The organism is Aequoribacter sp. (genome assembly GCF_965659035.1).
GTDB lineage: Bacteria > Pseudomonadota > Gammaproteobacteria > Pseudomonadales > Halieaceae > Aequoribacter.
In genome coordinates, this window is sequence record NZ_CBFHWH010000017.1 from 14,011 (window position 1) to 36,724 (window position 22,714).

Sequence of the window (22,714 nt, forward strand, 5' to 3'; positions counted from 1 at the left end):
GACTATACCAATCCCGCAAATCCCATGAACGCAAGTGACATCAGTCCAGCGGCAATCATGCCAATTGCCGGGCCCTCGAAAGCGGCGGGTACATCGGCCGCGGCCAAGCGTTCGCGCATTGCTGAAAACAGGATCAGCACTAAGGCAAACCCGAGTGCCGCACCAAAGCCATACCAGAGCGACTCTACAAACGTATGCGCTTTGTTGATATTCAGTAAAGCCACGCCAAGCACCGCGCAGTTGGTGGTAATGAGTGGTAAAAACACCCCCAGAACTCGATGGAGCAAGGGGCTGGTTTTGCGGATGAGCAGTTCAGTGAATTGAACGACAGCTGCGATAACCAAAATAAAAGAGATGGTTCGCAAGTACTCTAGATTTAGTGGAGTAAGAATAAGATGATAAGTCAGGTAGCTGCAGCCCGATGCAAGCGTCAGCACAAACGCAGTCGCCATGGACATCCCCATCGCCGTTTCGACTTTGTTCGACACGCCCATGAAAGGGCAAAGGCCCAAAAATTGCACCAAAACGAAATTGTTAACTAAAACAGTGGCGAGTAGTAGTGCAGCAAATTCAGCAATCATTCGGTCGGTACTCTTGATGCCCACTGAGTTCAGGGTATGGCAGGCTCCCATACCCCATTTTAGTCCATTATTTTACTTGCATCCCCGCCCTTGCACCTGAGTCTGGTGCCAGCAGAAATATGTCTGAGCCACCCGGACCTGCTGCCAGAGCCATGCCTTCTGAGGTGCCAAAGCGCATTTTGCGAGGCGCTAAGTTTGCCACGACGACGATCTGACGACCGACGAGTTGATCTGCACTGTAGGCGCTTTTGATGCCCGCTATGATCGTGCGTTCACTGTCCCCTAATGACACTGTCAGTCGCAGTAGTTTGTCAGCACCTTCGACTTCCTCGGCAGAGATAATATCTGCTACGCGTAAGTCAACTTTAGCAAAGGTGTCAAAGTCAATTTGTTCGGCAATTGGAGGATGATCAGAGGCCGAAGGTCCGGCTTTTGGCGTGTCTTTAATAGGTGCTTGCGCTGCTGCAGCCGCTTTTTCGGCTTCGATCATGGCCTCTACCGCGCTCATTTCGATGCGTTGCATTAAGGGCGAGAAAGGCTCGAGTCGGTGTCCTGCAGGCAACAAACCAGACTCTAGATTTGAAAACGTCAATTTGGTGTTTAAGAAGTTTTCCGATTTGGCGGCCATTTCTGGGAGGACCGGTGCCAGATACGAAACTAGGATACGGAAGGCCTGTACACCGTCTGAGCAGACGCGATGTACTTGGGCGTTATTGGCTTCGTCTTTAGCCAGCACCCAGGGTTGTTTCTCGTCGATAAACTGATTCACCCTATCGGCTAGGGCAATTACTTCTCGGATAGCTCGGTTGTAATCGCGGCCCTCAAAATGAGCGGCGATAGAGCTGCGAGCATCCAGTAAACCTGATAGGAGCTCGGGCGCTTCTTGCTCTGCCGCTAGGGTATTATCGAAACGTTTCTTCAAAAAGCCCGCGCAACGTGAGGCGATGTTCACAATTTTGCCGACAACATCGGAATTGACTCGCTGCACAAAGTCTTCCAGATTCAGATCGATGTCATCTACCGATGGGCCAAGTTTCGCGGCGAAGTAATAGCGTAAATACTCGGGAGATAGATGAGATAAGTAATTGCTCGCATTGATGAAAGTGCCTCGGCTTTTCGACATTTTGGTGCCGTTTACCGTCAGAAATCCGTGGGCATAAATCGCTGAAGGCGCTCGCAAACCGGCCGCGTTTAACATGGCGGGCCAGAATAATCCGTGAAAGTTAATAATGTCTTTGCCGATAAAGTGATAGAGCTCGGTCGCCTTGCCATCAAACCAAAATGACTCGAAATCTAGGTTGTTTTGCTTACTGAAGTTGTCGAAGCTGGCGATATAACCAATCGGTGCATCCAGCCAGACGTAAAAGTATTTGCCGGGAGCGTCCGGTATCTCGAAGCCGAAGTAGGGTGCGTCGCGGCTGATGTCCCAACCTTGCAAGCCCGCATCGAGCCACTCGCGTAATTTGTTCGCTACCTGGGACTGCAGGCGACCGCTGTTAATCCAATCCGTGAGCAATTCGCTAGATTGGGCTAAATCCAAAAAGTAGTGCTCTGACTCTTTTTGCACGGGTTTAGCACCTGACAGTGCAGAGACGGGATCTATGAGGTCATTGGGGGTATAGGTGGCGCCGCAGCTTTCACAGTTATCGCCATATTGGTCGCTGGTTTTGCATTTTGGGCAGGTGCCTTTAATGAAGCGGTCTGCCAAGAACAGACCCTTCTCGGGGTCGAAGGCTTGCACAATGTTGCGCTTCACAATCTGGCCCGCGTCCCGCAAGGCGCCATAGATCCGCTCACTCCAGTAGCGATTTTCGTCGCTGTGGGTGCTGTAAAAATGATCAAAATTGACTAGGAATCCTCGTGAGTCACGTTCGTGTTGTTCACGCACTTGCTCGATAAGCTGCTCGGGCGTAATGCCTAGGGCTTGGGCTTTTAGCATGATGGCCGTACCGTGGGCGTCGTCCGCACATATGTAATAACACTCGTTACCCTGTGATTGCTGGAATCTTACCCAGATGTCGGTCTGGATTTGTTCGAGCATGTGGCCGAGGTGTAGCGGCCCATTAGCGTAGGGAAGAGCGCTCGTGACGAGAATACGGCGCGGTTGTTGGTAGGACATAATGTAAGCCTTTAAACACGGGGCGCGTATGATACCGCTTGCTGGGCATTTTTTCCAAAACCTAACGTTGTTGCAGGCGGGTTAGCTCCTTATACTAGGCCCTATTTTATGCTTTGGAGCCGCAGATGAATCAAATTGGCGCAATTATCGCTGTAGCGTCTGGCAAAGGCGGTGTGGGCAAATCGACTACCGCGGTAAACCTCGCTTTGGCCTTGCAAGGGATGGGAAAGCGGGTTGGCTTGCTAGACGCCGATATCTATGGTCCCAGTCAAGCGATGATGCTTGGTGTTGCTGAAGGCACCAAACCCGAAACTCAAGGACGACAGTTCTTGTATCCAGTGGAGGCCTATGGTCTGAAGACCATGTCGATGGGGTATTTAGTGACCGAGAAAACCCCAATGGTATGGCGGGGGCCCATGGCGGGCGGTGCGCTCACTCAAATGCTCGATCAAACGTTGTGGGGAGATTTGGATATTTTAATCGTCGATATGCCACCAGGCACGGGTGATATCCAGTTGACCTTATCGCAAAAAGCCGCTCTGGCAGGGGCTGTCATTGTCACGACGCCTCAAGATATCGCTTTGTTGGATGCTAAAAAAGGCATCGAAATGTTTGGTAAAGTCCATGTGCCTATACTGGGTTTGATCGAAAACATGGCGATTCATGTGTGCAGTCGCTGTGGTCATCAAGAAGCCATTTTTGGTGCCAATGGCGCAGCTCAGGTTGCCGAAGATTATGGGGTAGAGGTACTTGGTAGTTTGCCTTTGGCGCTTTCTATTCGTGAATCTAGTGATGCAGGTAAGCCCATCGTCGTCGCTTCTCCTGACTCTGCTGAGGGCGAACTGTACAAAAACTGCGCCAAAAATTTGCTGACGGCACTCGAGGCTCGACTAAAACCCCTTGCCCCAACCGTACAATTCAGTGACGAATAATTTAAGGATATCGATATGAGCATTAAATCTGACCGCTGGATTAAAGAAATGGCGATTCAGCACGGCATGATTGAACCCTTCGAGCCGGGCCAGGTGCGCCAAGACGCGGCAGGCGATAAAATCGTGTCTTACGGCACCTCAAGCTATGGCTACGATGTTCGTTGTTCGCGTGAATTCAAAGTGTTTACCAATATTCACTCAGCGACTGTGGATCCGAAAGCCTTTGATGAGAGCTCGTTTGTGGATGTTGAGTCAGATGTCTGTATCATCCCGCCCAATTCGTTCGCGTTGGCGCGCACAGTTGAGTATTTTCGGATCCCACGCAATGTGCTCACGGTATGTCTGGGTAAATCGACCTACGCGCGTTGCGGTATCATTGTGAACGTAACGCCGTTAGAGCCCGAGTGGGAAGGACACGTTACCCTCGAATTCTCGAATACCACCACTTTGCCGGCCAAGATCTACGCAAACGAGGGCGTCGCTCAAATGTTGTTTTTTGAGTCCGATGAGGTGTGCGAAGTGAGCTACAAAGACCGCGGCGGCAAGTATCAGGGGCAGCGTGGGGTTACTCTTCCTCGGGCGTGATCGATAAAGCTTGGCCATCGAGATACGCTTTGCTCACGGTGGCCGCAATGAGTGTGCCGTCTTCAACGTGGGTCGTTTTTACCATTAAAAAATCCCAGGCAGGGGCGAGCCAGATGTTTGACTCTCGCTCATCATCCTCGGCTCCTCGCTGAAATCGGATTGTGGGTATCGGGCCCAGATCTGTTTCAATGACTTCCTCGCCCACGAAGTCTAGCTTGTAGTGTTTGATTTTTTTACGATCAGCTATCTCCACGGCAAACCCCATTTTGGGATCGGCTCCCTGGATGAGGGATAAACGCAGCTGTTCCAGTTGACTGACGCGGTCGTAGGTCATCGGCGTAAGGTCCAGTTCATGCCATGCCCCCTTATCGTAACTTTTGATACTGCTCAGCTCAGGGTCAAACACGAGTTCACGCTTTTGGCTTATCAAACCGGTTCCCCGGTATACATAACGCTTTGCTTGAATCGTACCGTCGTGCTGTTCGAAGACGCTGGTTTCGATAAAACCCGCCAGTAAAATTTTGGCTTGATTGGTCAGCAGGTAATCGCCTTTTTCGGTTAGCTTCAGCGAGCGCTCAAGGTCCATGGACAGGCCTTTTGCGGTCGTTTTATAACTTAGGTGATAAGGTTTTAATGCGTCGGCATTAGCGGAAAGCGCGATCAGGCTCAGCACCAGAATAAGAGCTCTGTGCCAATTACATTGAAAACTGTACGCCGTGCTCAGGAATAGGTTCTTGATCAAGGTAAGCTGCTCCGCCCTGCCAATGAATGCGCCCCTCTGCTAACCATTTGACGGCCAGCGGGTAAATGATGTGCTCCATCTGTAAAACGCGCTCGCTGAGTTTAGCCGCATCGTCGCTTTCCTTTATCGGGACCCTAGCTTGTAAGACCGCGGCACCTGCATCAAGTTCCTCAATCACAAAGTGAACGGTGGCTCCCGCCTCAGTGTCGCCAGCGTCCAGAGCTCTTTGATGCGTGTGCAGTCCCGGGTATTTAGGCAATAAAGATGGATGAATGTTGAGCATTTTTCCTTCAAATTCTCGGATTAAAACCGGTGATAGAATGCGCATAAAACCAGCGAGAATCACGGCGTCGATCTGATGGTCCTGCAGGTGGCGGACCAGAACATGATCGTACGCTTCGCGAGACTCATAATCGCGGTGGTCACAAAAAATGCTTGGGATTCCGCGCTCGCGTGCTGTGGAAAGTCCAAGAGCGTCGGCTTTGTTGGAGACTACCAAGTTTGCAGTGGCCGGAATATGTCCCTGATCGATGGCATCCAGGATGACTTCCATATTGCTGCCACGACCTGATATGAAAAATGCGAGCCTCACGAGATATACGTTACCGCCGCGCTACCGCGCTTTACAATGGTCCCAATGTGCCAAGCCGTTTCACCCTGTGCCGTCAACGTGGCCAAGGTAGTTTCCAGAGCATCCGCTGCCACGCAGATAATCATGCCAACGCCGCAATTGAAGGTGCGAAGCATTTCTTTCTCGGCTACTTGTCCGTGTTGGGCAAGGTAGTCGAACACAGTGGGTCGGTTCCAGCTGCCTAGGTTGATTTCGGCTCCGCAGTCTGCGGGCAGTACACGGGGTAGGTTTTCTGTGATACCACCGCCTGTGATGTGCGACAAGGCTTTGATGTTAGTTGTCTCCATCAACGCAAGCACAGACTTTACGTAAATGCGCGTGGGTGCCATCAGTTTTTGCGCAACGGTGCTCCCGTCAAGATCGGCGCTGACGTCTAAACCTTTTTGGTCGATGATGTGTCGAATCAGCGAATAGCCGTTGGAGTGCGGTCCTGAACTGGCCATCGCAACGAGCACATCGCCCTCGGCAACGGTGTCACCAGTAATGACCTTGGACTTTTCGACGACGCCGACGCAAAACCCTGCTAAGTCGTAGTCATTACCCTCGTACATCCCTGGCATCTCGGCTGTTTCACCGCCGACGAGTGAACATCCGGCTTGTAAGCAACCTTCGCCAATACCGTGTACCACTTGCGCTGCAATATCGACATCCAATGCGCCGGTGGCGTAATAATCCAAGAAGAACAGAGGCTCAGCACCCGCTACCACTAGATCATTAACGCACATCGCGACCAAATCGATACCAATTGTGTCGTGCTGTTGGAGTTGCATCGCGAGCTTCAATTTTGTGCCTACGCCATCTGTGCCGCTGACTAACACTGGCTCTTTATAGCCTGCAGGTATCGCGCACATCGCGCCGAAGCCACCCAAACCGCTCAGAACTTCTGGGCGTCGCGTTCTAACCGCGACGTCTTTAATTCGGTCAACAAGGGCCTCGCCTGCATCGATGTCAACACCGGCGTCTTTGTAGGTAAAACCTGTAGCTTCAGTCATGGTGAGTAGGGCTCGATCTGGAAAATGCGCATTCTACGTTTTTTCGCCATGAAATGCATGAACTAACATCGGTACAGTTACACAAGAGGCGCGTCTTGATACACTTGGATTTTCATTATTTCGGGATTCGCTGTGCGAATATCATTAGTCGTATTGATGACCATCGCTCTGCTGTTCAGTGTGATAGCGCGCTCTCAAGAAAACGGTGTATTCAGAGCGACGGCAGAAATCGAGAGTCAATCTGCCAGTGAGTTAGATGCAGGGGCTAATCTGGCGCTTCTGTCACTACTCAAATCTATGACTCTTGAAACTGAGCAAACGAAACTCACCCCAATTTTGAATCAAGGGAAGTCCCTGCTAAAGCAGGCGATTTTCTTGGGGGTGCGCGACGCGTCATCCGGGAGCAGACAAGTCGTTTCTTACGAGTTTGATGCTCAAGCGCTCACGCAGGCCATTTTTGCAGAGGGCTTAGGATTGGTTCCTGCCGATCGGGCAAGACCTCTGTTGTGGTGGGTCGTTAGTGACCTCAATGGCGATGTCAGGTACCTCGATGCCCGCCGTGATTTCGCGCTTGTCGAAGGCGTAAAGACTCTCCTAGATGAGTATCGTTTGGATTTTGACCTACCTTTATACGACTTGACCGATACTGTGACGGTGTCCCCTGATGCGCTATGGCAAAGCCAGACGGTACCATTAGCGAGGGCTATGCAGCGCTATCAACCCCAAACGCAAAGGGTGATTAAATGGGCGGAGCTCACCGACAATCGGATTCTGCTGAGCGTTCTATCCGTGGAGGAGGGTCGCTTAAACACACAACTTGAGGCGTTATATGCCGATACAACGGAGGCGGTATCAGCGTTGGTTGAACTGCTCGTGCGTCGCGCTCGCAGTGAATTGGCCGTCACTGCGGATGAAGCTGATTTACCCAACATCGTGATTGATGGGTTGACCAATTTCCAAGATTATCGTCGGATTATGCGTGCGCTCGAGGCTAACGTGTTTGTCGAGTCAGTTCGTGTTATTCGTCTGGATGGTCAAAGTTTAACTTTGGGCGTCGAGTCGCCCGTTTCGAGGGACCAATTCAAGCAAATCCTGCAGGATGCTTTGGGTCTCGAATATATCGAGGTTAATGAACGCGGTATGCGCTTTGGACTCGGTCTATGAGCCTTTTTACGCGACAACTCACGCTGAATGTGCAACTGCCTGATGGATTCACCTTTGACAATTTTGTTTTCAATGAAAACCGATTGTTGGTGCGAGAGCAGTTAGAAGGCACCGATTCTGTTTGGCTAACCGGTGCTTACTCTACCGGTAAAACACACCTTCTTAGCGCACTGGCCTGCGCAAATGACCAAACAGCTCTGTATTTGCCTGCGGATGAACTGATCGCATCGTGTGATCCGACTATGCTGGATGGGCTTGAGGCGACATATTGCCTGGTCTTCGACGACATTGATAAATTGGCTCAGACTGTGGCCTGGTCCGAGGCACTCTTTCATTTATTCAATCGGCATCACGCTCAAGGAGGACGCTGGGTATGTTCATCGCAGGTCGCCCCTCGATATGTCGACACGCCGCTGGCGGATCTTCGTTCGCGCTTCACCTTGTTTCCCGCCTTTGAGCTCGGCAATTACAACGATCAGGAGCGAGTGAAAATATTCAGTGAACGCGCGCGATTTAGAGGAATAAAAGTGAACGAGGATGTTTATCCCTACATTACGAATCATCTACCGCGCGATCTCAAGTACTGGTTACAACTGCTAGACCAGTTAGATCAAGCCAGTTTAGCCGAGCAGCGTAAAGTGACGATACCGCTGGTGAAATCGGTGTTGCAGCAGAACGAGTCGTTGCGTAGGCAGCTGTCACTGACCTAGTTCCGTGTTCTGCTCGCCTCAATCTCCTGTCCGAGAGGTATTGCCAATTCCAACGGTGCCAAGTGGAGATAACGTCGCAAATAATGCACCAGTAAATACAATGGTGCAGTGTCCAGAAGTGCAACGACCGCTTTGAACGCATAGTTACTTAAAATTAATACCAGCATTGTTTGGAAAGCGAGTTCGTCTCGCAGGAAGGCTGCGCCGAAGGTAACCGTCACTACCATGGTGGCGTCGACCCACTGGCTCACTAGAGTACTTAAGTTGTTTCTTAGCCAGAGGTGGCGTCCCTTGGTGAGCCGCTTCCAAAAGTGAAACAGTTGCACGTCACAATACTGCGCTGCAATGTAGGCGAGCATAGAGGCAAAGACGGCACCTGACGTCGTCGCATAAATCAAGCTATAAAGCTCGATCGATCCCGAGACGATTTGTCCATTGGGGAGGGCGACGGGTTCGCTGAGTTGCAACACTTGCCAGGGAGGAAGTGTGTCGGCTGGCACCGACGGTACGATATTACCGAGTGTTAGAACCAACAAGATTAATATATTGATACCCAAACCCACACTCACCAAAAAGTTGGCACGACTACGGCCATAGAGCTCACAAATTAAATCCGTGCACAGAAAGGTGAGTGGGTAGGGGAGTACGCCAACAGCTAGGGCTAGTGGGCCTAGCTGCACGAAACGCGTAATGCCAATAACGTTTAGTAAGGTCATAGCCGACAAAAATACGCCAGCAAGCACCAAAAATACCCGTTCGCGTCGTTCAAAAATGATGGCTGTGCTTGGCCCCTCTGACATGATCCTAGCTCTCTTTCTGTCCAAGGTTTAAATGAAATACGCTGCCGTTGATTGCCGGGTTATCGTGGCAAAATACAACCCCACTAGCGATTTCATCGGGCTGAACCAGTCGAGAAAAGCTGTTCAAGGCCCCGATGGCGTTAATGACTTCGGTGTTGTCGCCCAAGTGGGTTCTTAGCATTTCGGTATCGGTAAAGCCTGGGCAAACCATGGCGGTGTGAATGCCTGAGCCCATTAAGTCCTGGCAGGTGGCGCGCATCATACCGAGTTGAGCATGCTTTGAGATGACATAGCTGAAAGAGCCGGGCACGGCTTTCTCGGCCAATGTTGATCCGACGTAGACTATGCTGGAGCCCTCTCTCATGCAAGGCAGCAGAGCCTGGTTTAAGCGGTTGATTCCAACAATATTGGTTTCCAGTACGGCTCGCAAATCGTCATCAGCGCAGGCATCCACACGATCTTTGTTCATTCTTGCCGCGTTGTGTACCAAACAGATCTTAGCTTCAGGATCGAGATTTGATTTTATTTGTTGTGCTAGCGCATCAATCGATTCGGCTGATGTGAGGTCAGTGGCTATCGATATCGCTTCTGTGTGCGGGCATGGGCGCCGTGCAACAGCAATGACGATGTCGCCGCGGTCTAAAAATGCTTTCGCTGTTGCCGCGCCAATACCGGCGCTTGCTCCGGTGATAATTGCGACGGTTGGCCTTGCGTCTGACATAGGGTTATCCTTTGTTGTAGGTAGCTCGATAGTTGGTATCCCGAAGCATTAATGAACCAATCGGACCCAGGGCTCGTAAACTTGCTCACAGACATTTATGCCAAGGATCCACATGTCACGACTGATCACCTTACGCATCGGTAAGCAAAGCCACAAGTTTTCGGCAGCGCACTTTACCATTTTTTCGGCGACCGATCGCGAACGATTACACGGGCACAACTACTCTGTGTGTTTACGCATTGTCGCTGCAATAGGACCAGAAGGTTTCTCTGCAGATTACAATGTTTACAAAAAACGTCTGCAAGACCTCTGTGACGCTTATGACGAGTACATGTTGCTTGCGGGAGATTCGCCGCATTTGAATATCGACTCACAGGGCGATCAGCTCAGAGTGGTTTTTAACGGGCAGACGATGTATTTTCGAGCAGACGAGACACTTGTGCTGCCCATGGTCAACATAACCGTCGAAGAGCTTTCTTATTTTTTGCTTCAGCGTTTGCTTGACGATTTCGAAGACCCTTTGGTCCAAGAGTTGGAGTTAGGTGTTGCATCCGGCCCCGGGCAAGAAGCGAGTTCACGCTGGATTCGCGAAGCCAATTAAAAAAATTGTGTTCGATTGGTAATTTTTTACAAAAAATTTCGACTTTATGGGAACTAAGCGTAAAAGCCTTGGTCTGAGTAAGTGCCAAGGTTGTGAATACTGCGTTGGCGTGTTGCTCCTTCAGGCTCGATTGAGTTCGAGCCGCACATCCCCCGGAGGAAAGAATCCTCCATTGCCGGCGACCTTATAACCGCCGGCTTTTTTTTGCCTGTTAATTTGTTCGCGCGAGCAGAGACTGCTCAGTTTGCGGCCCGATTAATACGTCAATAACGGCGCCAGCTGGATTGATGATGACGGTAGTGGGTAATGCTTTTGGGCGCTCGATACCAAGCTCAGCACTGGGATCATAAGGCAAGGTGGGAAATTCGACGCCTAACGCTTGCTCTTGTTCCCTAAGAGCCTCACCGATTTCACCATCAAAATTAACCCCTAATACAACCACATTGTCGTGCGCGGCGTGAAGTTGGTTCAGTTCGGGTATTTCCTTAATGCAGGGTTTACACCATTCCGCCCAGTAGTTTACGAAGACCCATTGCCCTTTGTATTGTGGGATCGAAACTTGATCTTCGCCGCCGCAGGCGCTTAACAGGCACAGCGCTAGTGCGCTAACAAATATTCTAAGCTGGGTCATTTTTGTATCCTTGATTGGGCTATAATCGTTACATACGTTTCAAAGAAGGAATTGGATACATGATCTTGCTGCATAATCCCCGTTGCTCTAAATCACGCCAAGCGCTGGCCATTTTAGAAGAGCGCGGCTGCGATTTCCAAACGCGTTTGTATCTGGAAGAGCCTTTGTCCAAGTCAGAGTTGCAAGAAATTCTGGGTTTTTTGGGTATGGAGCCGTCCGCATTGGTGCGAAAAGGCGAGCAGGCCTACAAAGACGGAAATCTGAAGTTGTCCACTGAGGAAGAGATCTTAGATGCCATGTTGACCGAGCCAAAGTTGATAGAGCGTCCGATTTTAGTGGTGGGTGGGAAAGCGGTGGTGGGACGTCCCCCTGAAAACGTACTGGAGTTAATCGCCTAGCATGGCAGCGAACCCCTACATCTTAGTTTTGTATTATTCGCGGACAGGTCATACGGCCAAGTTAGCAGAACACGTCGCACGAGGTGTTGAACAAGTTGCGGGTATGGAAGCGAAGATCCGCATTGTGCCGCCCGTTGCCCCGACTACCGATGAAGTACAAGACCCTGTCCCGTCCGACGGGCCAATCTACTGTGAACTAGATGATTTAGAGGAATGCTCTGGGTTAATTCTAGGTTCGCCTACTCGCTTTGGAAACATGGCGGCGCCGCTCAAGTATTTTTTGGAGCAAACCAGTTCCCTTTGGTTATCGGGTGTATTAGTCGATAAGCCCTGTGCAGTATTTACCTCCAGCGGTAGTCTGCATGGAGGCCAGGAATCGACCCTGTTATCGATGCTCATTCCCCTGCTGCATCATGGGATGTTACCCGTGGGTTTGCCCTATACTCAGACGCGCCTCATGACAACAGCAACCGGCGGTACACCTTATGGTGCGAGCCATGTTTCGGGGCACGCGGGGGGAGCTGAGCTTAGCGAAGATGAGGGTGCTCTGGCGATTGCACTCGGCAAACGTGTCGCATTATTAGCGCAGAGGTTACTTGCATGAAGCCTTGGAGTGAACTGAGCAAGCGAGCCCAAGTCGCTTATGTTTTTCTGGTTGTGGCTTGGTCAGTATTATTGCTGTACCAGATCGGCATCATAGCAGTTTACGGAGAGCCTTGGATTGTCTGGGTAGGCCGTCTCGGGCCCTTGTTACTGTTTGCCTTCGGCTTGTTTGAGCGCCGTCCACGCAGCATCATTTGGCTGTGCTTTGTGAGTTTGATGTATTTTATCGCGGGGGTGGAGCGCTTGTTTGCGACGCCGTCGGACTGGCTAGCTTGGTTAGCTATGGACGCTATCGTGTCAATATTCGTCGCTGGTATGCTGTACGTGCGCTGGCAGTCTCGTGACCAACGCACCGAGGGTTGACCTTACTCAAAGGGTTTTGGCGGTATCAGCGGTTCTACTGTTGTGACCGCTTTGTCGTAAATCGCTTGCACTGGGGTCGTGTTGCCCGCCTCGATGCGACGTGAAATCATGGTTACTGGAAACAAAAAGTTGTCGGTTCCGTTTAACTGTAAGGCACGCGAACGCCCTAGGTCGTCTTCATAAATAACCCATTTCATGCCCAGTTTTTCGGCGAGTAGATCCCCCAAAATAATGCCCATAGCCTGCAATTCTTGGCGCTGGTGTGGCAATACTTTGCCCTCGCTGAGCAATCGCTGTAGCACTGGCACATCAAAGCTCGGGTCGCCTGTGAAGCTGCTGCCTAAGCTGCGACGGACGATATCTTCAATTAAATTGCGTTGAGAGCGCATATACTGGTTGTCTAGGTAGGATAATTCGTTGACGGTGAACTTCGGCTTATCCATCAAGCCGTATACTTCGGGCTGCGCAAAAGCCGGGGCCACGTACATTACGCTTGAAAGCACGATGGCGAGTAATGTTCTGATAAAGGACATAATCACTCTCTATTTGTTGAGAAATCGATACAACATTTCTGGTAAACTCCGAGTTTAGCACGAGCGGTTTGCCAGCGCTTGAACAGAGTGCATAATGGCGACGCCAATTATAACGGGAAATAAGTTTTGACAGATACCTCATCACTCACCAAAACATTTGATGTTAAAGGTAGTATCGTTGCCTTAGTGACACCCATGATGTCGAATGGGCAGATCGATTGGGAAGCTTTGGAAGCCCTGCTGGAGTGGCATTTAGCCTCGGGCACGGCTGCGATAGGCGCAGTGGGTACGACGGGTGAAAGCGCAACCCTAACGGTTCCCGAACACTGCGAAGTCATTGGGTTCTGCGCACGTTGGTCCAAGGGGCGCATCCCCATCCTTGCTGGCACTGGGGCGAATTCGACTCGAGAAGCGATTGAGCTCTCTCTTGCCGCGGTAGACGCGGGGGCTGATGCGTGTTTGTCTGTAACGCCGTATTACAATAAGCCCACTCAGGCTGGCATGATTGCGCATTTCAAGGCAATTGCCGACGCAGTATCCATACCCCAAGTCCTGTATAACGTGCCGGGTCGCACCAGCGTAGACCTCAACAATGAGTCGGCACTGGCCTTGTTTGAGCACCCAAGGATTGTTGCTATTAAAGATGCCACGGGCGACGTTGCTCGCGGTGCTGATCTTATCGCTCGCGCACCAAAGCATATTAATGTTTACTCAGGTGATGACGGTACTGCGGCTAGACTAATCATGAGCGGTGGGGCTGGAAATATCTCTGTCACTGCTAACGTTATCCCCAAGACGATGGCGCAATTGTGCCAGGCGGCGCTCGAGGGTAATGCCGCTGAAGTTGAGGCGATCAGTGAGCGTATTCGCAAGCTGAACCAAGCCTTGTTTTTAGAGTCCAATCCAATACCCGTAAAATGGGCCTTGGCACACATGGGGCGTATTGGCGCTGGCATTCGGTTGCCACTCACGCCTCTAAGTGAACAAAACCATGCCGAATTAGCGGCAGCGCTGGATGCGTGTAAGGAGAATTCGTGAACAACCCTATTATTAAGTCCGTCGCAGTAGGATTCTTGGTCGTTAACGTATCAGCGTGCGGATATTTATTTGGTGAGCAGGGTCTGTTCCCGAGCAAAGCGGACGACTACAAAAAATCCAAGGAAGAGCCTCTGCTCACATTGCCAGAGGGGGTGCAGTCTAGTCATATCGAGGAAGTCTATTCGATACCCTCGGTCGAGAACGCTTATGTATCCCCCGTTGAGTTTGAAGCACCGCGCCCCCAGCCCCTCGTGGCGGCGACCGCCGCTGATACTGTGCGTATCCAAAAGTTGGGTGAGGAAAGTTGGGCTTTGGTCAACGTCGCGCCCGGACAGCTTTGGCCCCAGGTGCGAAGTTTTCTAGCCAGCGTTAACTGGCCTGTTGCTGCCGTTGATCCGCAGGCAGGTATTATCGATACCCAGTATTTACCGCTGAAAGATGATGAACGTGAGGCCCGATTCCGATTGCGTGTCGAGCGGGGCGTTCAGCGCGGAACCAGCGAATTACATGTGGTACACATGTATCGCGCGGTCGACGACGCTTGGCCCGACAGGTCAGATGATTTTAAGATTGAGTCCGATGTGCTCCAAAGTATTGCGCAATACATCGCAAATAGCACCGAAGAAGCGTCAGTTTCCATGATCGCAGATCGCTCGATCAGTGCAGAAGGCAAAATGCGCAGTGTCGATGTCTCGGCTAACGAGGCATATCTCCAGCTCGAACTGCCGTTTGATCGCGCTTGGGCCTCTTTGCAGATAGCGCTTGAAAACTCGGGTTTTGGCGTCGATGACCTAAACCGTAGCGAAGGCACCTATTACGTCACCTACAAAGGTGATAATGCGGACGAAGATGAGGGTTGGTTTGGCTGGTTGTTCAGCGATGATGAAAACCCGCTTATCGGGCAAGGCTTTACGGTAACCGTTAAGACGCTCCAAAACGACGTGCAGGAAATACGTCTAAACCCAGTAACACCCGCGGCAATTCCTGAGCGCGGTCAACCCATGTTGATGTCGGTCATTAAAGGCAATATCAACTAACCAGGCGCTGCGCGGTATGCAGCTGGCTTCAATTGGCAGTGGGAGCAAGGGTAACGGTACCTTGCTTCGCACTAGCTCAACATGCCTCCTTATCGACTGCGGCTTCTCGCTAAAAGAGACCGAGCGTCGGTTGGCAACGCGTGGTCTGTCGGGCAAGGATCTCACGGCGATATTGGTGACGCACGAGCACGGCGATCATATTGGCGGCGTTGGTGTGTTGTCGAGACGGTTTAATATCCCTGTTTATATGAGTCACGGGACGCATCTGTCGGGACGCTGCGAGGATGTGTACAAGCGAGTCTGCTTTGATGCAGGCGATGCGTTTCGAATTAATGACCTGAATATTCAATCTGTCTTAGTTCCTCACGATGCTCGTCAACCATGCCAATACGTTGTCGAGCATGAGGGGTTAAAGGTCGGCATCCTGACCGACCTCGGTAGCGTTACTCCTCATGTTGTTGAATGCTATGGCGGTTGTGATCATCTGCTTCTGGAATTTAATCATGATCTTGAATTATTGCGTGTTGGTCCCTATCCGCCCGCTTTAAAGCGCAGGGTAGGCGGTGGTTTGGGGCATCTCAACAACCAACAGGCGGCGGATCTGCTGAAGCAAGTAGATCATGAGGGGCTTAGATCTGTGCTGATCGCGCACATTAGTGAGCAAAATAATACCCGAGAACATATCGAAGCAGCTCTGCGAACCCATTTGGGCGAAGCGTTTAGCAAATATCGCTATATGTCACAATCTGACGGATATCAGTGGGTTCAGCTTGAGCCGACTACTCGCTCACCACAGCATCGGAGGGCGGCTGGCGCTTAAAGCGACGGTTGCTCCAGAGCCAATCCTCTGGCTGTGCTCTAACGGCGTCTTCGACAAGGTCGCGGTAGAGCTCCGTAATGGGGTTTCCATCAGCTTTGCGTTCGATAGGTTGTGGCGCCAACTCCTTGAAAGTCACCTCGTAGTAGCCACGTTTTACTCGTCTGCAATAGGCGAAGACAAGAGGTATGTTGGTGGCTCTGGCGAGTGTTTCGGCGCCCGTGTAAAAGCCAGTTACTTGGCCAAACAATGGGATCCAGTGCGCTCGCTCGGCACCGCTGGGTGCTTGATCCGCCACCATTGATATCAGTCTAAAACGTTTGCGATGGCGCATGACATTGCGAGCCGTATCCGCCATTTTGAGAGACTTCCCGCCAAATCGATCTCGAAGTGCTTGAATAAATCGCTCACTTTTTTCGCTGTGTAACGGCTTATAGACGGGATCGATTATAGTATTGAAGTGCAGCGCTACGGCATGCAGCATCCACTCCCAATTGCCCATGTGCAGTGTTGTTACGATCACTGGTTGGGTTCGACTTTGCATTGCCTTAGTCAGGATGTGACCATTAATCATCTTAACGCGCCGAGTAAATTCTGCCGCGGGCATATCAAGTGCTTTTATGGTTTCGAACGCAGTGTCTACAAACCCTCGATAGAACCGGCGCGCAAGTTGGCTACGTTGTTTCCCGGTCATGTTAGGGAAGGCAATCTTTAAGTTCTGATCGACGACCTTGCGACGATATCGAATCAGGTAAAAAAGAATGGGCCAGACGAGATCAGCGCATCGATGAAGGACCCAAAGCGGGAGTTTTGAACCGAGTTTGTAGCCCAGTGGTACAAGCGTGAGATCTGTCTGGTCCAGAGGTTCGGCTGACATGAAATGACCCTTTTAGCGTTGCGCGCATTGTAGACGCTTAGCGATACCTTGCCAACGCTCCCTCAGCATTGAGCCTGAAATCAAAAACCGCTACTCTTGAGCTCCTATTACGAAAGAGAGTATTCGTGAGCGAATCGTTGCCAGAAAGCTTAAGTTTGGCGGGCCGCCAAAATCTAAAAGTCATCGAGGAAACCCTGCGCAAGCAGTGGCGTCTTGGGCAGAATATTGCGCTTTGCTGGAGCTTTAATCGCAGGGGTATTCTGGTACTTTTTGTGCCGCATTATTTCTTAGGAAACTATTGTGCTCTGGATGGGTCGACAGGCCATGACAAACTTTCCGATAACGAAATTTTCATTCGGCAGTTGATTAGTGGTACTCGTGAGTATTCACGTGAGGAATTTTTCGCTGTCGCAGATCGGTTGGGGGTGGCCCCTACGTTTATACGGCCTGATAACGCTATTCAGGATGAGCCTGCCTTTCATGTGGCGCTTGATAACTTGGTGCAACGCTACGGTTTAAGTTTTGTTGAGCGGCGCGCGGTCTTGCTATTTGATATTGCTGGCTTCTCGCTGTATACGCCGTTCGAGCAGGCCAGTCAGCTCAATTCACTCAGTTATTCTATGAACTCAGCTTACAATAAGCTGCAATCGGTGGGTATAGATGTGCCATTTCGTCGCACAACAACCGGTGATGGATACTATGTTTGGCACAAGGATCAATCGGAGCAGGCGAGTCGCGACTTACTGTATTTTTTGTTGTTAATTGTTGCCGATAACGCCGCTGCGCGAGCGGCCGCGCAGGGTAATACCGTTCCGCGTATTCGAGCGGCTTACCACATTGGAGCGCACTACGAGCTTTACCAAGCAGAGGGTGTTAATCCGACAGTTTTTAGTTACATTGTGGGCGATGCCACCATCGAATTAGCGCGCATGCTTGATCGAGCAAAACCTGAACAAATTTTGATAGGTGAGTTTCCCGCGCGTGACCAAGGGGGTGCCTTAGGCACGCAGGCCTTTATCAGCGAAGCATTGAATGGCTGTAGTAATTTATTGGGCATAAAACTGGCCGGGCAAGAGATTCAGCATCTGAAGTTTGCGCTATCCAGCGATTCTCCAGGGCATGCGCAGCGTCTCACTATTCAAGATAAGCATGGCCTGCAGCATTACGCCTACAACTTGGAATGTAGTCTAGCTACCACAGTCCACAATCAGCTTCTGGGTTTGCCCATGACTACCAACACATGAGCAGCACTACACCTTGCCGTATTGGCGTTCTTGCCCAAGACAGCCGCTACGCTGAGGACGCCGATGAGCTCGCTCGTCGCATTGGTCTGGTGGCGGTTCGAGCTGAAGACGAGCGATTGGTGCACGATTTCAGTTTTCGGGTTTTCGTTGGTACAGAAATCTGCGTCTATTCTGGGCACGGTCGAAATGAGCGTCGAATAGCCGTTGATTTTTCTGCTCCAGCTCTTCAGCAGAGGGTTCAAACTGGGAGCAAAGATTTACTGATACGCGCGTGCGGCCTTCACAAAGAGCACCATCAGGTCCGACGAGTTATGGACGCTACTGCCGGTTTTGGTAACGATGCTTGGGTGCTTGCGGCAACAGGTGTCGAGGTTATCGCGGTAGAGCAAGACCCCTTAGTCGGCGCTTTGTTACGAAGTGCTTTAAACCGTGCCTGCTCTCAAGGTTTAGCGGCTTCGGAAAGACTTAGGTTATATACGGGCGATGCCAAAGAACTGAATGCTCCAGCGCCAATTGATGTCGTTTATCTTGATCCGATGTTTTCCGCAGGTCGCAGAAAAGCCGCGAGTTCTAAGTCGATGTCTTTTTTGCAAGACTGGCTGCACGATAAATATTCTGAGCAAGATCAACAGGCCCTGTTTGAGCGAGCTTGTGATGTTGCATTGGCAAGAGTTGTCGTGAAAAGAAGCGCAAAGGCTGAGCCATTGTCATCGTATCCGCCAACGTTTCAAATAAAAGGAAAAACGCATCGGTTTGATGTGTATCAGCTAGGGAACGGGTCAGAATGAGCACGATATTCTTAGTCGGTGCCGATTCTCATTTAGGGCGGGAGGTTCGTGCCTTGCTTCCCCAAGGGCCGGATGTCATTACCGATAGCTCTGCTTTCGGTTTGTCGGATGCTCTGCAACGAGGGCATTTACTGGATCAAATTCGCCGCTTTGGGCCTTTTGACATTGTCCTATTTTGTTTGGATGTCAACGCACAGCGCGAGGTGAATTACGCTGTTGATATTATCCCTGACGTGCTGTCTAAGCCGTGGCTGGCAATGTCCGTGCTACAAGAGTTGTACCCTCAGGCCAGGGGGACTGATTGGGTCCTTGCAACCGCGACCTGGCAATCAGATTCCAGGTCGGGTTTGGTCGAACATGGGTATGAACAGGACTCAGTAGTGGCGATTCTCGACACCGCAGTCAGACGATTCAGAGCCGCGATAAATACCAACGCGAGTTTGCGGTTACACGAGTCTGAGGGGCCCGGCGCGACGTTAAAATTGATGCGCACATTGGTACCTCAACCTTAGAGGAATTCTAGGCGAGTAGCTCGACTAGCACCTGCTCATAGATCAGCGACAAGCGCTCGACATCTTCCACAGCGACGCACTCGTTGATCTGATGAATCGTGGCGTTGATGGGTCCGAGTTCGATCACGTCGATGTCGTAAGGCGCTATGAACCGGCCATCAGATGTGCCACCACTGGTACTGAGTTCTGGCTGGATCCCACAAACTTTCTGTACGGCATTGCTGACCGCATGGGTCAGTTGACCAGGGCGGGTCAAGAAAGGCTTGCCGGAGCGAACCCAATCAACGCGGTACTTAATATCGAATTGATCCAATAGCGCCGTGATTTTTTGTTCCAACTCTTGTGCACTCGTCTCGCTCGAGTAGCGCAAGTTGAAATCGACTACGACTTCGCCCGGGATCACGTTTGTTGCGCCAGTGCCACCGTGGATATTCGAAATTTGTAGCTGGGTAGCGGGGAAAAACTCGTTGCCCTCATCCCAATGTTGCTCGATTAGGCTACTCAAAGCAGCCAGCGCTTTGTGTATTGGGTTGTCTGCTAAATGAGGATACGCGATGTGTCCCTGTTTGCCGAAAATGGTCAAGCGAGCGCCCTGCGAGCCCCGGCGGCCATTCTTGATGACGTCACCCAGTTGCGCGGTGCTAGAGGGCTCGCCAATAACGCACCAGTCGATTGCTTCGCCCTCACTTGCTAGCTGCTCAATGACTTTTACGGTTCCGTCGTGCGCGGGGCCTTCTTCGTCCGACGTGATCAAGAAAGCAATACGTCCCTTGTGGTTTGGGTGCGCTGCGACAAAACGCTCGCATGCGGTAATCATCGCCGCCAAGCTCGCTTTCATATCGGCGGCGCCGCGTCCGAATAAATGGCCGTCGCGTATCGTGGGTGTAAACGGTGGAGATTGCCACTGTTCGAGAGGTCCCGTCGGGACGACATCCGTGTGTCCAGCAAACACAAGCGTTGGGCCATCGGATCCTCTGCTAGCCCAGAGATTGCTTACCTCGCCAAACGGCATTGGGCGGCTTGCGAAGCCGATGGCTTCAAGCCGCGTGGCCATAAGCGTTTGACAGGCGCCGTCTTCCGGGGTGATCGATGGGCGCTCTATCAACTCACAGCACAAAGCGAGGGTAGGGTTCATAACACTAGCTCTTAGTTGTTGGCGTGCAGTTCTTCATTTAACGCAATGGCCGATTTGTTGGTCAGACACTCAATCGCGCCAGTCTGCGAATTACGGCGGAACAGTAAATCAGATTTGCCGGCAAGTTCCCGCGCTTTGACAATTTCGACCGCATCGCCGTTATTGTCTAACACTTGAATACGACTGCCTGCTGTGACAAATAAGCCTGCCTCGATGGTGCAGCGGTCTCCAAGAGGAATGCCTGTGCCCGCATTAGCGCCCAGCAAACACTCTTTGCCGACGCTAATCACGACATTGTTACCGCCAGACAGGGTGCCCAGAGTCGACGCGCTACCACCTAAGTCTGAGCCGCTGCCGACTACAACGCCGGCAGAGATTCTGCCTTCGATCATACCGGGGCCATCGGTGCCGGCGTTAAAATTGATAAAGCCCTCGTGCATGACGGTTGTGCCCTCGCCAAGATACGCACCGAGGCGGACTCGAGCCGTGTGAGCGATACGTACGCCAGCAGGTACCACATAATTGGTCATTTTTGGAAATTTATCGACGCAGCTGACCTCTAGTATCCGGCCTTCCAAGCGGGCTTTTAGCTGTCGATTGGCCAGGTCCGTCAAATCGATAGCGCCTTCGTTTGTCCATGCTACGTTCGGTAAAATACCAAACAGCCCCGTCAGGTTGGTTCCATGCGGTTTGACTAATCGGTGCGACAGCAAGTGCAACTTTAGATAGCCTTCTGGTACGCTCTGTGGACCCTCATCCTTGGTCAGAATAGTCAAAACACAGGGTTGGTCGGAAAGCGCAAATTGCTCGGCAACATCGGCCAGCTCGCCTTGTTCGTTGGCATCAAGCCGAATTGCTATCTCGTTCAAATCAGCCGCAGATAAAGCGTTATCTGAGGCGAATTCCTGCAGTGCATCAACCAGTGCTTGATCTGGTGCAAGCAGTGGGCGGGGATAATAAACTTCTAGCCATGCACCATTGCTGTTTTGTGTGCCAATACCTAGGCCAAGTGCGAAAGGCGAGTTTTGCATGTGTCTTCCTTGTATCTGATTATGTGCGGGAAAAGATTTCGGCAAACTGAGCGTCTGAAAAGCCCACCGACACTCTGTTGTTGTGCTCGATAACGGGGCGCTTGATCAATGTGGGATGCTCGAGTAAGACCGCAACTGGGTCGGTTTCGAGCAGTGTTTTGGTTGCTTCGTCAAGCTGGCGAAAGGTCGTGGATCGTTTGTTGATGAGTTTGTCGGATCCCTCAACCTCTAGCCAATGTCCGACTTGCGGAGCGTTCACGCCATCAACACGTAAGTCATGAAATACATAGGTCTCGTTGTGTTCATCCAGCCAGCGACAGGCCTTTTTTACCGTGTCGCATTGTTTGATGCCAAAAACTGTTGTCATAGGATTTCCTCAAAGCGGTTGCATGATACCAAACTCAGCGGGGCCGTCACACCTGAGGTTTACGCTTTGTTCAGCCGTTTTGGATGTTTACGATCTGGGTAGCATGCTCGGCAGAGTGGGCAAACTCGCCCGTCACAACCTCGAGCAGTGCAGTATTCTCTGCCGTAAAAAATGATTTGAAGGTGCAGCTTGTTCCAATAATCTCGCGGGAATAAACGTTTTAAGTCTCGCTCAGTTTCCGTGACATTGCGTCCTCTAGACAAGCCCCAGCGCTGCGCTAAGCGGTGGATGTGGGTGTCGACTGGAAAAGCTGGCACACCAAACGCCTGTGCCATAACAACACCTGCCGTCTTATGGCCTACCCCCGGTAATTCCTCTAACGCATCAAAACTTTGAGGCACCTGACCGCCGTGTTGCTCGAGTAGGAGCTCGCTTAATCGATGAATTGCCTTGGATTTTTGCGGAGACAGTCCACAAGGTCGAATGATCTCGCGTATTTCTTCAACACTTAAGGTTACCATCTGCTCTGGGGTGTCGGCTTTTGCAAATAAATGCGGGGTCACAGTGTTCACACGCTCATCGGTACATTGTGCGGACAATAAAACTGCAATCAGCAGCGTGTATGGGTCTTTGTGATCTAATGGTACTGGCGGTTCTGGGTAAAGCCTCTGAAGCGTTTCAAAGATCAATTTCACCCGTGCGGGTTTGCCCAAATTAGCCATGCTTTGCCCGTAGCTGACGCGTCAATGTGGCGATGCGCTC

General features: G+C 51.3%; 28 protein-coding genes. 14 read left to right on the forward strand and 14 right to left on the reverse strand.

Going from position 1 to position 22,714, the window contains the following annotated elements; all coding sequences use genetic code 11:
• Positions 1-2 precede the first annotated feature (2 nt).
• Together rsxA and metG are read right to left on the reverse strand one after the other, a co-directional pair.
• Positions 3-581, reverse strand: a complete 579-nt coding sequence (rsxA, locus tag ACTF5Z_RS04635; protein WP_423849960.1) for an electron transport complex subunit RsxA — start codon at positions 579-581, stop codon at positions 3-5.
• A 67-nt stretch (positions 582-648) separates the two neighbouring features.
• The gene (gene metG / locus ACTF5Z_RS04640; protein ID WP_438984683.1) at positions 649-2,700 is read right to left on the reverse strand and encodes a methionine--tRNA ligase; all 2,052 of its coding nucleotides are present in this window, start codon (positions 2,698-2,700) and stop codon (positions 649-651) included.
• Between the two features lie 125 nt (positions 2,701-2,825).
• Between metG and apbC the strand changes: the two genes are divergently transcribed.
• Both apbC and dcd read left to right on the forward strand, forming a co-directional pair.
• Complete coding sequence (gene apbC / locus ACTF5Z_RS04645; protein ID WP_438984684.1) at positions 2,826-3,632, forward strand: iron-sulfur cluster carrier protein ApbC; 807 nt, start codon at positions 2,826-2,828, stop codon at positions 3,630-3,632.
• A 15-nt stretch (positions 3,633-3,647) separates the two neighbouring features.
• Positions 3,648-4,217 (forward strand): dCTP deaminase, encoded by a 570-nt coding sequence (gene dcd, locus ACTF5Z_RS04650; protein ID WP_423849955.1) that lies wholly within the window; start codon positions 3,648-3,650, stop codon positions 4,215-4,217.
• Here the strand turns inward: dcd and ACTF5Z_RS04655 are convergent.
• From ACTF5Z_RS04655 to purM, 3 genes are all read right to left on the reverse strand, one after another.
• Positions 4,198-4,803, reverse strand: a complete 606-nt coding sequence (locus ACTF5Z_RS04655) for a DUF3108 domain-containing protein (RefSeq protein WP_438984685.1) — start codon at positions 4,801-4,803, stop codon at positions 4,198-4,200. The genes dcd and ACTF5Z_RS04655 overlap by 20 nt on opposite strands.
• A 109-nt stretch (positions 4,804-4,912) precedes the next feature.
• Positions 4,913-5,551: a phosphoribosylglycinamide formyltransferase gene (gene purN / locus ACTF5Z_RS04660; protein ID WP_438984686.1), complete on the reverse strand. Its 639-nt coding sequence runs from the start codon at positions 5,549-5,551 to the stop codon at positions 4,913-4,915.
• Entirely contained in the window at positions 5,548-6,582 is a 1,035-nt protein-coding gene (gene purM / locus ACTF5Z_RS04665; protein WP_438984687.1) for a phosphoribosylformylglycinamidine cyclo-ligase, read from the reverse strand. Before purM ends, purN begins: the two co-directional genes overlap by 4 nt.
• Positions 6,583-6,714: 132 nt before the next feature.
• Here purM and ACTF5Z_RS04670 point away from each other — a divergent pair, with 132 nt between their 5' ends.
• Together ACTF5Z_RS04670 and hda are read left to right on the forward strand one after the other, a co-directional pair.
• On the forward strand, positions 6,715-7,746 hold the full coding sequence (locus ACTF5Z_RS04670; RefSeq protein WP_438984688.1) for a DUF2066 domain-containing protein: 1,032 nt from the start codon (positions 6,715-6,717) through the stop codon (positions 7,744-7,746).
• A complete protein-coding gene (hda, locus tag ACTF5Z_RS04675) occupies positions 7,743-8,456 on the forward strand; it encodes a DnaA regulatory inactivator Hda (protein WP_438984689.1) in 714 nt (237 codons plus the stop codon). Before ACTF5Z_RS04670 ends, hda begins: the two co-directional genes overlap by 4 nt.
• Here the strand turns inward: hda and ACTF5Z_RS04680 are convergent.
• Together ACTF5Z_RS04680 and ACTF5Z_RS04685 are read right to left on the reverse strand one after the other, a co-directional pair.
• Positions 8,453-9,256, reverse strand: coding sequence for a queuosine precursor transporter (locus ACTF5Z_RS04680; RefSeq protein WP_438984690.1), 804 nt, complete (start codon positions 9,254-9,256; stop codon positions 8,453-8,455). The two genes, hda and ACTF5Z_RS04680, sit on opposite strands and share 4 nt — an antisense overlap.
• A 4-nt stretch (positions 9,257-9,260) precedes the next feature.
• On the reverse strand, positions 9,261-9,977 hold the full coding sequence (locus ACTF5Z_RS04685) for an SDR family NAD(P)-dependent oxidoreductase (RefSeq protein ID WP_438984691.1): 717 nt from the start codon (positions 9,975-9,977) through the stop codon (positions 9,261-9,263).
• Positions 9,978-10,089: 112 nt separating this feature from the next.
• Here ACTF5Z_RS04685 and ACTF5Z_RS04690 point away from each other — a divergent pair, with 112 nt between their 5' ends.
• Positions 10,090-10,578, forward strand: coding sequence for a 6-pyruvoyl trahydropterin synthase family protein (locus ACTF5Z_RS04690; protein WP_423849001.1), 489 nt, complete (start codon positions 10,090-10,092; stop codon positions 10,576-10,578).
• A 211-nt stretch (positions 10,579-10,789) separates the two neighbouring features.
• Here the strand turns inward: ACTF5Z_RS04690 and ACTF5Z_RS04695 are convergent, their stop codons facing one another.
• Positions 10,790-11,209: a TlpA family protein disulfide reductase gene (locus ACTF5Z_RS04695; protein WP_438984692.1), complete on the reverse strand. Its 420-nt coding sequence runs from the start codon at positions 11,207-11,209 to the stop codon at positions 10,790-10,792.
• A gap of 59 nt (positions 11,210-11,268) precedes the next feature.
• Between ACTF5Z_RS04695 and arsC the strand changes: the two genes are divergently transcribed.
• The 3 genes from arsC to ACTF5Z_RS04710 are packed head-to-tail and all read left to right on the forward strand — an operon-like array spanning position 11,269 to position 12,573.
• Complete coding sequence (arsC, locus tag ACTF5Z_RS04700) at positions 11,269-11,607, forward strand: arsenate reductase (glutaredoxin) (RefSeq protein WP_438984693.1); 339 nt, start codon at positions 11,269-11,271, stop codon at positions 11,605-11,607.
• 1 nt (position 11,608) lies between these two features.
• Positions 11,609-12,211, forward strand: coding sequence for an NAD(P)H:quinone oxidoreductase (wrbA, locus tag ACTF5Z_RS04705; RefSeq protein WP_438984694.1), 603 nt, complete (start codon positions 11,609-11,611; stop codon positions 12,209-12,211).
• Entirely contained in the window at positions 12,208-12,573 is a 366-nt protein-coding gene (locus tag ACTF5Z_RS04710) for a DUF2069 domain-containing protein (RefSeq protein ID WP_009574494.1), read from the forward strand. Before wrbA ends, ACTF5Z_RS04710 begins: the two co-directional genes overlap by 4 nt.
• Positions 12,574-12,575: 2 nt before the next feature.
• Here the strand turns inward: ACTF5Z_RS04710 and ACTF5Z_RS04715 are convergent, their stop codons facing one another.
• On the reverse strand, positions 12,576-13,106 hold the full coding sequence (locus ACTF5Z_RS04715; RefSeq protein WP_423848996.1) for a DUF3806 domain-containing protein: 531 nt from the start codon (positions 13,104-13,106) through the stop codon (positions 12,576-12,578).
• A 126-nt stretch (positions 13,107-13,232) separates the two neighbouring features.
• Between ACTF5Z_RS04715 and dapA the strand changes: the two genes are divergently transcribed.
• Genes dapA through ACTF5Z_RS04730 form a run of 3 tightly spaced genes read left to right on the forward strand, consistent with a single transcriptional unit; the run spans position 13,233 to position 16,001 of the window.
• On the forward strand, positions 13,233-14,144 hold the full coding sequence (dapA, locus tag ACTF5Z_RS04720; RefSeq protein ID WP_438984695.1) for a 4-hydroxy-tetrahydrodipicolinate synthase: 912 nt from the start codon (positions 13,233-13,235) through the stop codon (positions 14,142-14,144).
• Positions 14,141-15,181 carry an outer membrane protein assembly factor BamC gene (gene bamC / locus ACTF5Z_RS04725; protein ID WP_438984696.1) on the forward strand — a complete coding sequence of 347 codons (1,041 nt, stop codon included), beginning with the start codon at positions 14,141-14,143 and terminating at the stop codon, positions 15,179-15,181. Before dapA ends, bamC begins: the two co-directional genes overlap by 4 nt.
• A 16-nt stretch (positions 15,182-15,197) precedes the next feature.
• A complete protein-coding gene (locus ACTF5Z_RS04730) occupies positions 15,198-16,001 on the forward strand; it encodes an MBL fold metallo-hydrolase (protein ID WP_438984697.1) in 804 nt (267 codons plus the stop codon).
• On the opposite strand, the gene ACTF5Z_RS04735 is transcribed toward ACTF5Z_RS04730, so the two are convergent.
• Complete coding sequence (locus ACTF5Z_RS04735) at positions 15,961-16,875, reverse strand: lysophospholipid acyltransferase family protein (protein ID WP_438984698.1); 915 nt, start codon at positions 16,873-16,875, stop codon at positions 15,961-15,963. The genes ACTF5Z_RS04730 and ACTF5Z_RS04735 overlap by 41 nt on opposite strands.
• A gap of 125 nt (positions 16,876-17,000) precedes the next feature.
• On the opposite strand from ACTF5Z_RS04735, the gene ACTF5Z_RS04740 reads away from it, so the two are divergent.
• From ACTF5Z_RS04740 to ACTF5Z_RS04750, 3 genes are read left to right on the forward strand one after another with little or no spacing between them, the layout of a single operon-like run.
• A complete protein-coding gene (locus ACTF5Z_RS04740; protein ID WP_438984699.1) occupies positions 17,001-18,119 on the forward strand; it encodes a hypothetical protein in 1,119 nt (372 codons plus the stop codon).
• Positions 18,116-18,907 carry a class I SAM-dependent methyltransferase gene (locus tag ACTF5Z_RS04745; protein ID WP_438984700.1) on the forward strand — a complete coding sequence of 264 codons (792 nt, stop codon included), beginning with the start codon at positions 18,116-18,118 and terminating at the stop codon, positions 18,905-18,907. The genes ACTF5Z_RS04740 and ACTF5Z_RS04745 overlap by 4 nt, the downstream gene beginning before the upstream one ends.
• Positions 18,904-19,419, forward strand: coding sequence for a hypothetical protein (locus ACTF5Z_RS04750; protein WP_438984701.1), 516 nt, complete (start codon positions 18,904-18,906; stop codon positions 19,417-19,419). Before ACTF5Z_RS04745 ends, ACTF5Z_RS04750 begins: the two co-directional genes overlap by 4 nt.
• Positions 19,420-19,426: 7 nt before the next feature.
• Here ACTF5Z_RS04750 and dapE read toward each other — a convergent pair whose 3' ends face one another.
• From dapE to nth, 4 genes are read right to left on the reverse strand one after another with little or no spacing between them, the layout of a single operon-like run.
• Positions 19,427-20,554, reverse strand: coding sequence for a succinyl-diaminopimelate desuccinylase (dapE, locus tag ACTF5Z_RS04755; protein WP_438984702.1), 1,128 nt, complete (start codon positions 20,552-20,554; stop codon positions 19,427-19,429).
• Positions 20,555-20,565: 11 nt separating this feature from the next.
• Positions 20,566-21,585: a 2,3,4,5-tetrahydropyridine-2,6-dicarboxylate N-succinyltransferase gene (gene dapD, locus ACTF5Z_RS04760; protein ID WP_423848987.1), complete on the reverse strand. Its 1,020-nt coding sequence runs from the start codon at positions 21,583-21,585 to the stop codon at positions 20,566-20,568.
• 19 nt (positions 21,586-21,604) lie between these two features.
• Positions 21,605-21,952 (reverse strand): Spx/MgsR family RNA polymerase-binding regulatory protein, encoded by a 348-nt coding sequence (locus ACTF5Z_RS04765; RefSeq protein ID WP_438984703.1) that lies wholly within the window; start codon positions 21,950-21,952, stop codon positions 21,605-21,607.
• A 59-nt stretch (positions 21,953-22,011) separates the two neighbouring features.
• Complete coding sequence (gene nth, locus ACTF5Z_RS04770; RefSeq protein ID WP_423848985.1) at positions 22,012-22,674, reverse strand: endonuclease III; 663 nt, start codon at positions 22,672-22,674, stop codon at positions 22,012-22,014.
• Positions 22,675-22,714: the final 40 nt, after the last annotated feature.

Coding starts and splice junctions, on each gene's coding strand:
- rsxA (WP_423849960.1), bottom strand. CDS start 581: ATGATTGCTGAATTTGCTGCACTACTACTCGCCACTGTTTTAGTTAAC.
- metG (WP_438984683.1), bottom strand. CDS start 2,700: ATGTCCTACCAACAACCGCGCCGTATTCTCGTCACGAGCGCTCTTCCC.
- apbC (WP_438984684.1), top strand. CDS start 2,826: ATGAATCAAATTGGCGCAATTATCGCTGTAGCGTCTGGCAAAGGCGGT.
- dcd (WP_423849955.1), top strand. CDS start 3,648: ATGAGCATTAAATCTGACCGCTGGATTAAAGAAATGGCGATTCAGCAC.
- ACTF5Z_RS04655 (WP_438984685.1), bottom strand. CDS start 4,803: ATGGACCTTGAGCGCTCGCTGAAGCTAACCGAAAAAGGCGATTACCTG.
- purM (WP_438984687.1), bottom strand. CDS start 6,582: ATGACTGAAGCTACAGGTTTTACCTACAAAGACGCCGGTGTTGACATC.
- hda (WP_438984689.1), top strand. CDS start 7,743: ATGAGCCTTTTTACGCGACAACTCACGCTGAATGTGCAACTGCCTGAT.
- ACTF5Z_RS04680 (WP_438984690.1), bottom strand. CDS start 9,256: ATGTCAGAGGGGCCAAGCACAGCCATCATTTTTGAACGACGCGAACGG.
- ACTF5Z_RS04685 (WP_438984691.1), bottom strand. CDS start 9,977: ATGTCAGACGCAAGGCCAACCGTCGCAATTATCACCGGAGCAAGCGCC.
- ACTF5Z_RS04690 (WP_423849001.1), top strand. CDS start 10,090: ATGTCACGACTGATCACCTTACGCATCGGTAAGCAAAGCCACAAGTTT.
- ACTF5Z_RS04695 (WP_438984692.1), bottom strand. CDS start 11,209: ATGACCCAGCTTAGAATATTTGTTAGCGCACTAGCGCTGTGCCTGTTA.
- arsC (WP_438984693.1), top strand. CDS start 11,269: ATGATCTTGCTGCATAATCCCCGTTGCTCTAAATCACGCCAAGCGCTG.
- wrbA (WP_438984694.1), top strand. CDS start 11,609: ATGGCAGCGAACCCCTACATCTTAGTTTTGTATTATTCGCGGACAGGT.
- ACTF5Z_RS04710 (WP_009574494.1), top strand. CDS start 12,208: ATGAAGCCTTGGAGTGAACTGAGCAAGCGAGCCCAAGTCGCTTATGTT.
- ACTF5Z_RS04715 (WP_423848996.1), bottom strand. CDS start 13,106: ATGTCCTTTATCAGAACATTACTCGCCATCGTGCTTTCAAGCGTAATG.
- ACTF5Z_RS04730 (WP_438984697.1), top strand. CDS start 15,198: ATGCAGCTGGCTTCAATTGGCAGTGGGAGCAAGGGTAACGGTACCTTG.
- ACTF5Z_RS04735 (WP_438984698.1), bottom strand. CDS start 16,875: ATGTCAGCCGAACCTCTGGACCAGACAGATCTCACGCTTGTACCACTG.
- ACTF5Z_RS04745 (WP_438984700.1), top strand. CDS start 18,116: ATGAGCAGCACTACACCTTGCCGTATTGGCGTTCTTGCCCAAGACAGC.
- ACTF5Z_RS04750 (WP_438984701.1), top strand. CDS start 18,904: ATGAGCACGATATTCTTAGTCGGTGCCGATTCTCATTTAGGGCGGGAG.
- dapE (WP_438984702.1), bottom strand. CDS start 20,554: ATGAACCCTACCCTCGCTTTGTGCTGTGAGTTGATAGAGCGCCCATCG.
- dapD (WP_423848987.1), bottom strand. CDS start 21,585: ATGCAAAACTCGCCTTTCGCACTTGGCCTAGGTATTGGCACACAAAAC.
- ACTF5Z_RS04765 (WP_438984703.1), bottom strand. CDS start 21,952: ATGACAACAGTTTTTGGCATCAAACAATGCGACACGGTAAAAAAGGCC.
- nth (WP_423848985.1), bottom strand. CDS start 22,674: ATGGCTAATTTGGGCAAACCCGCACGGGTGAAATTGATCTTTGAAACG.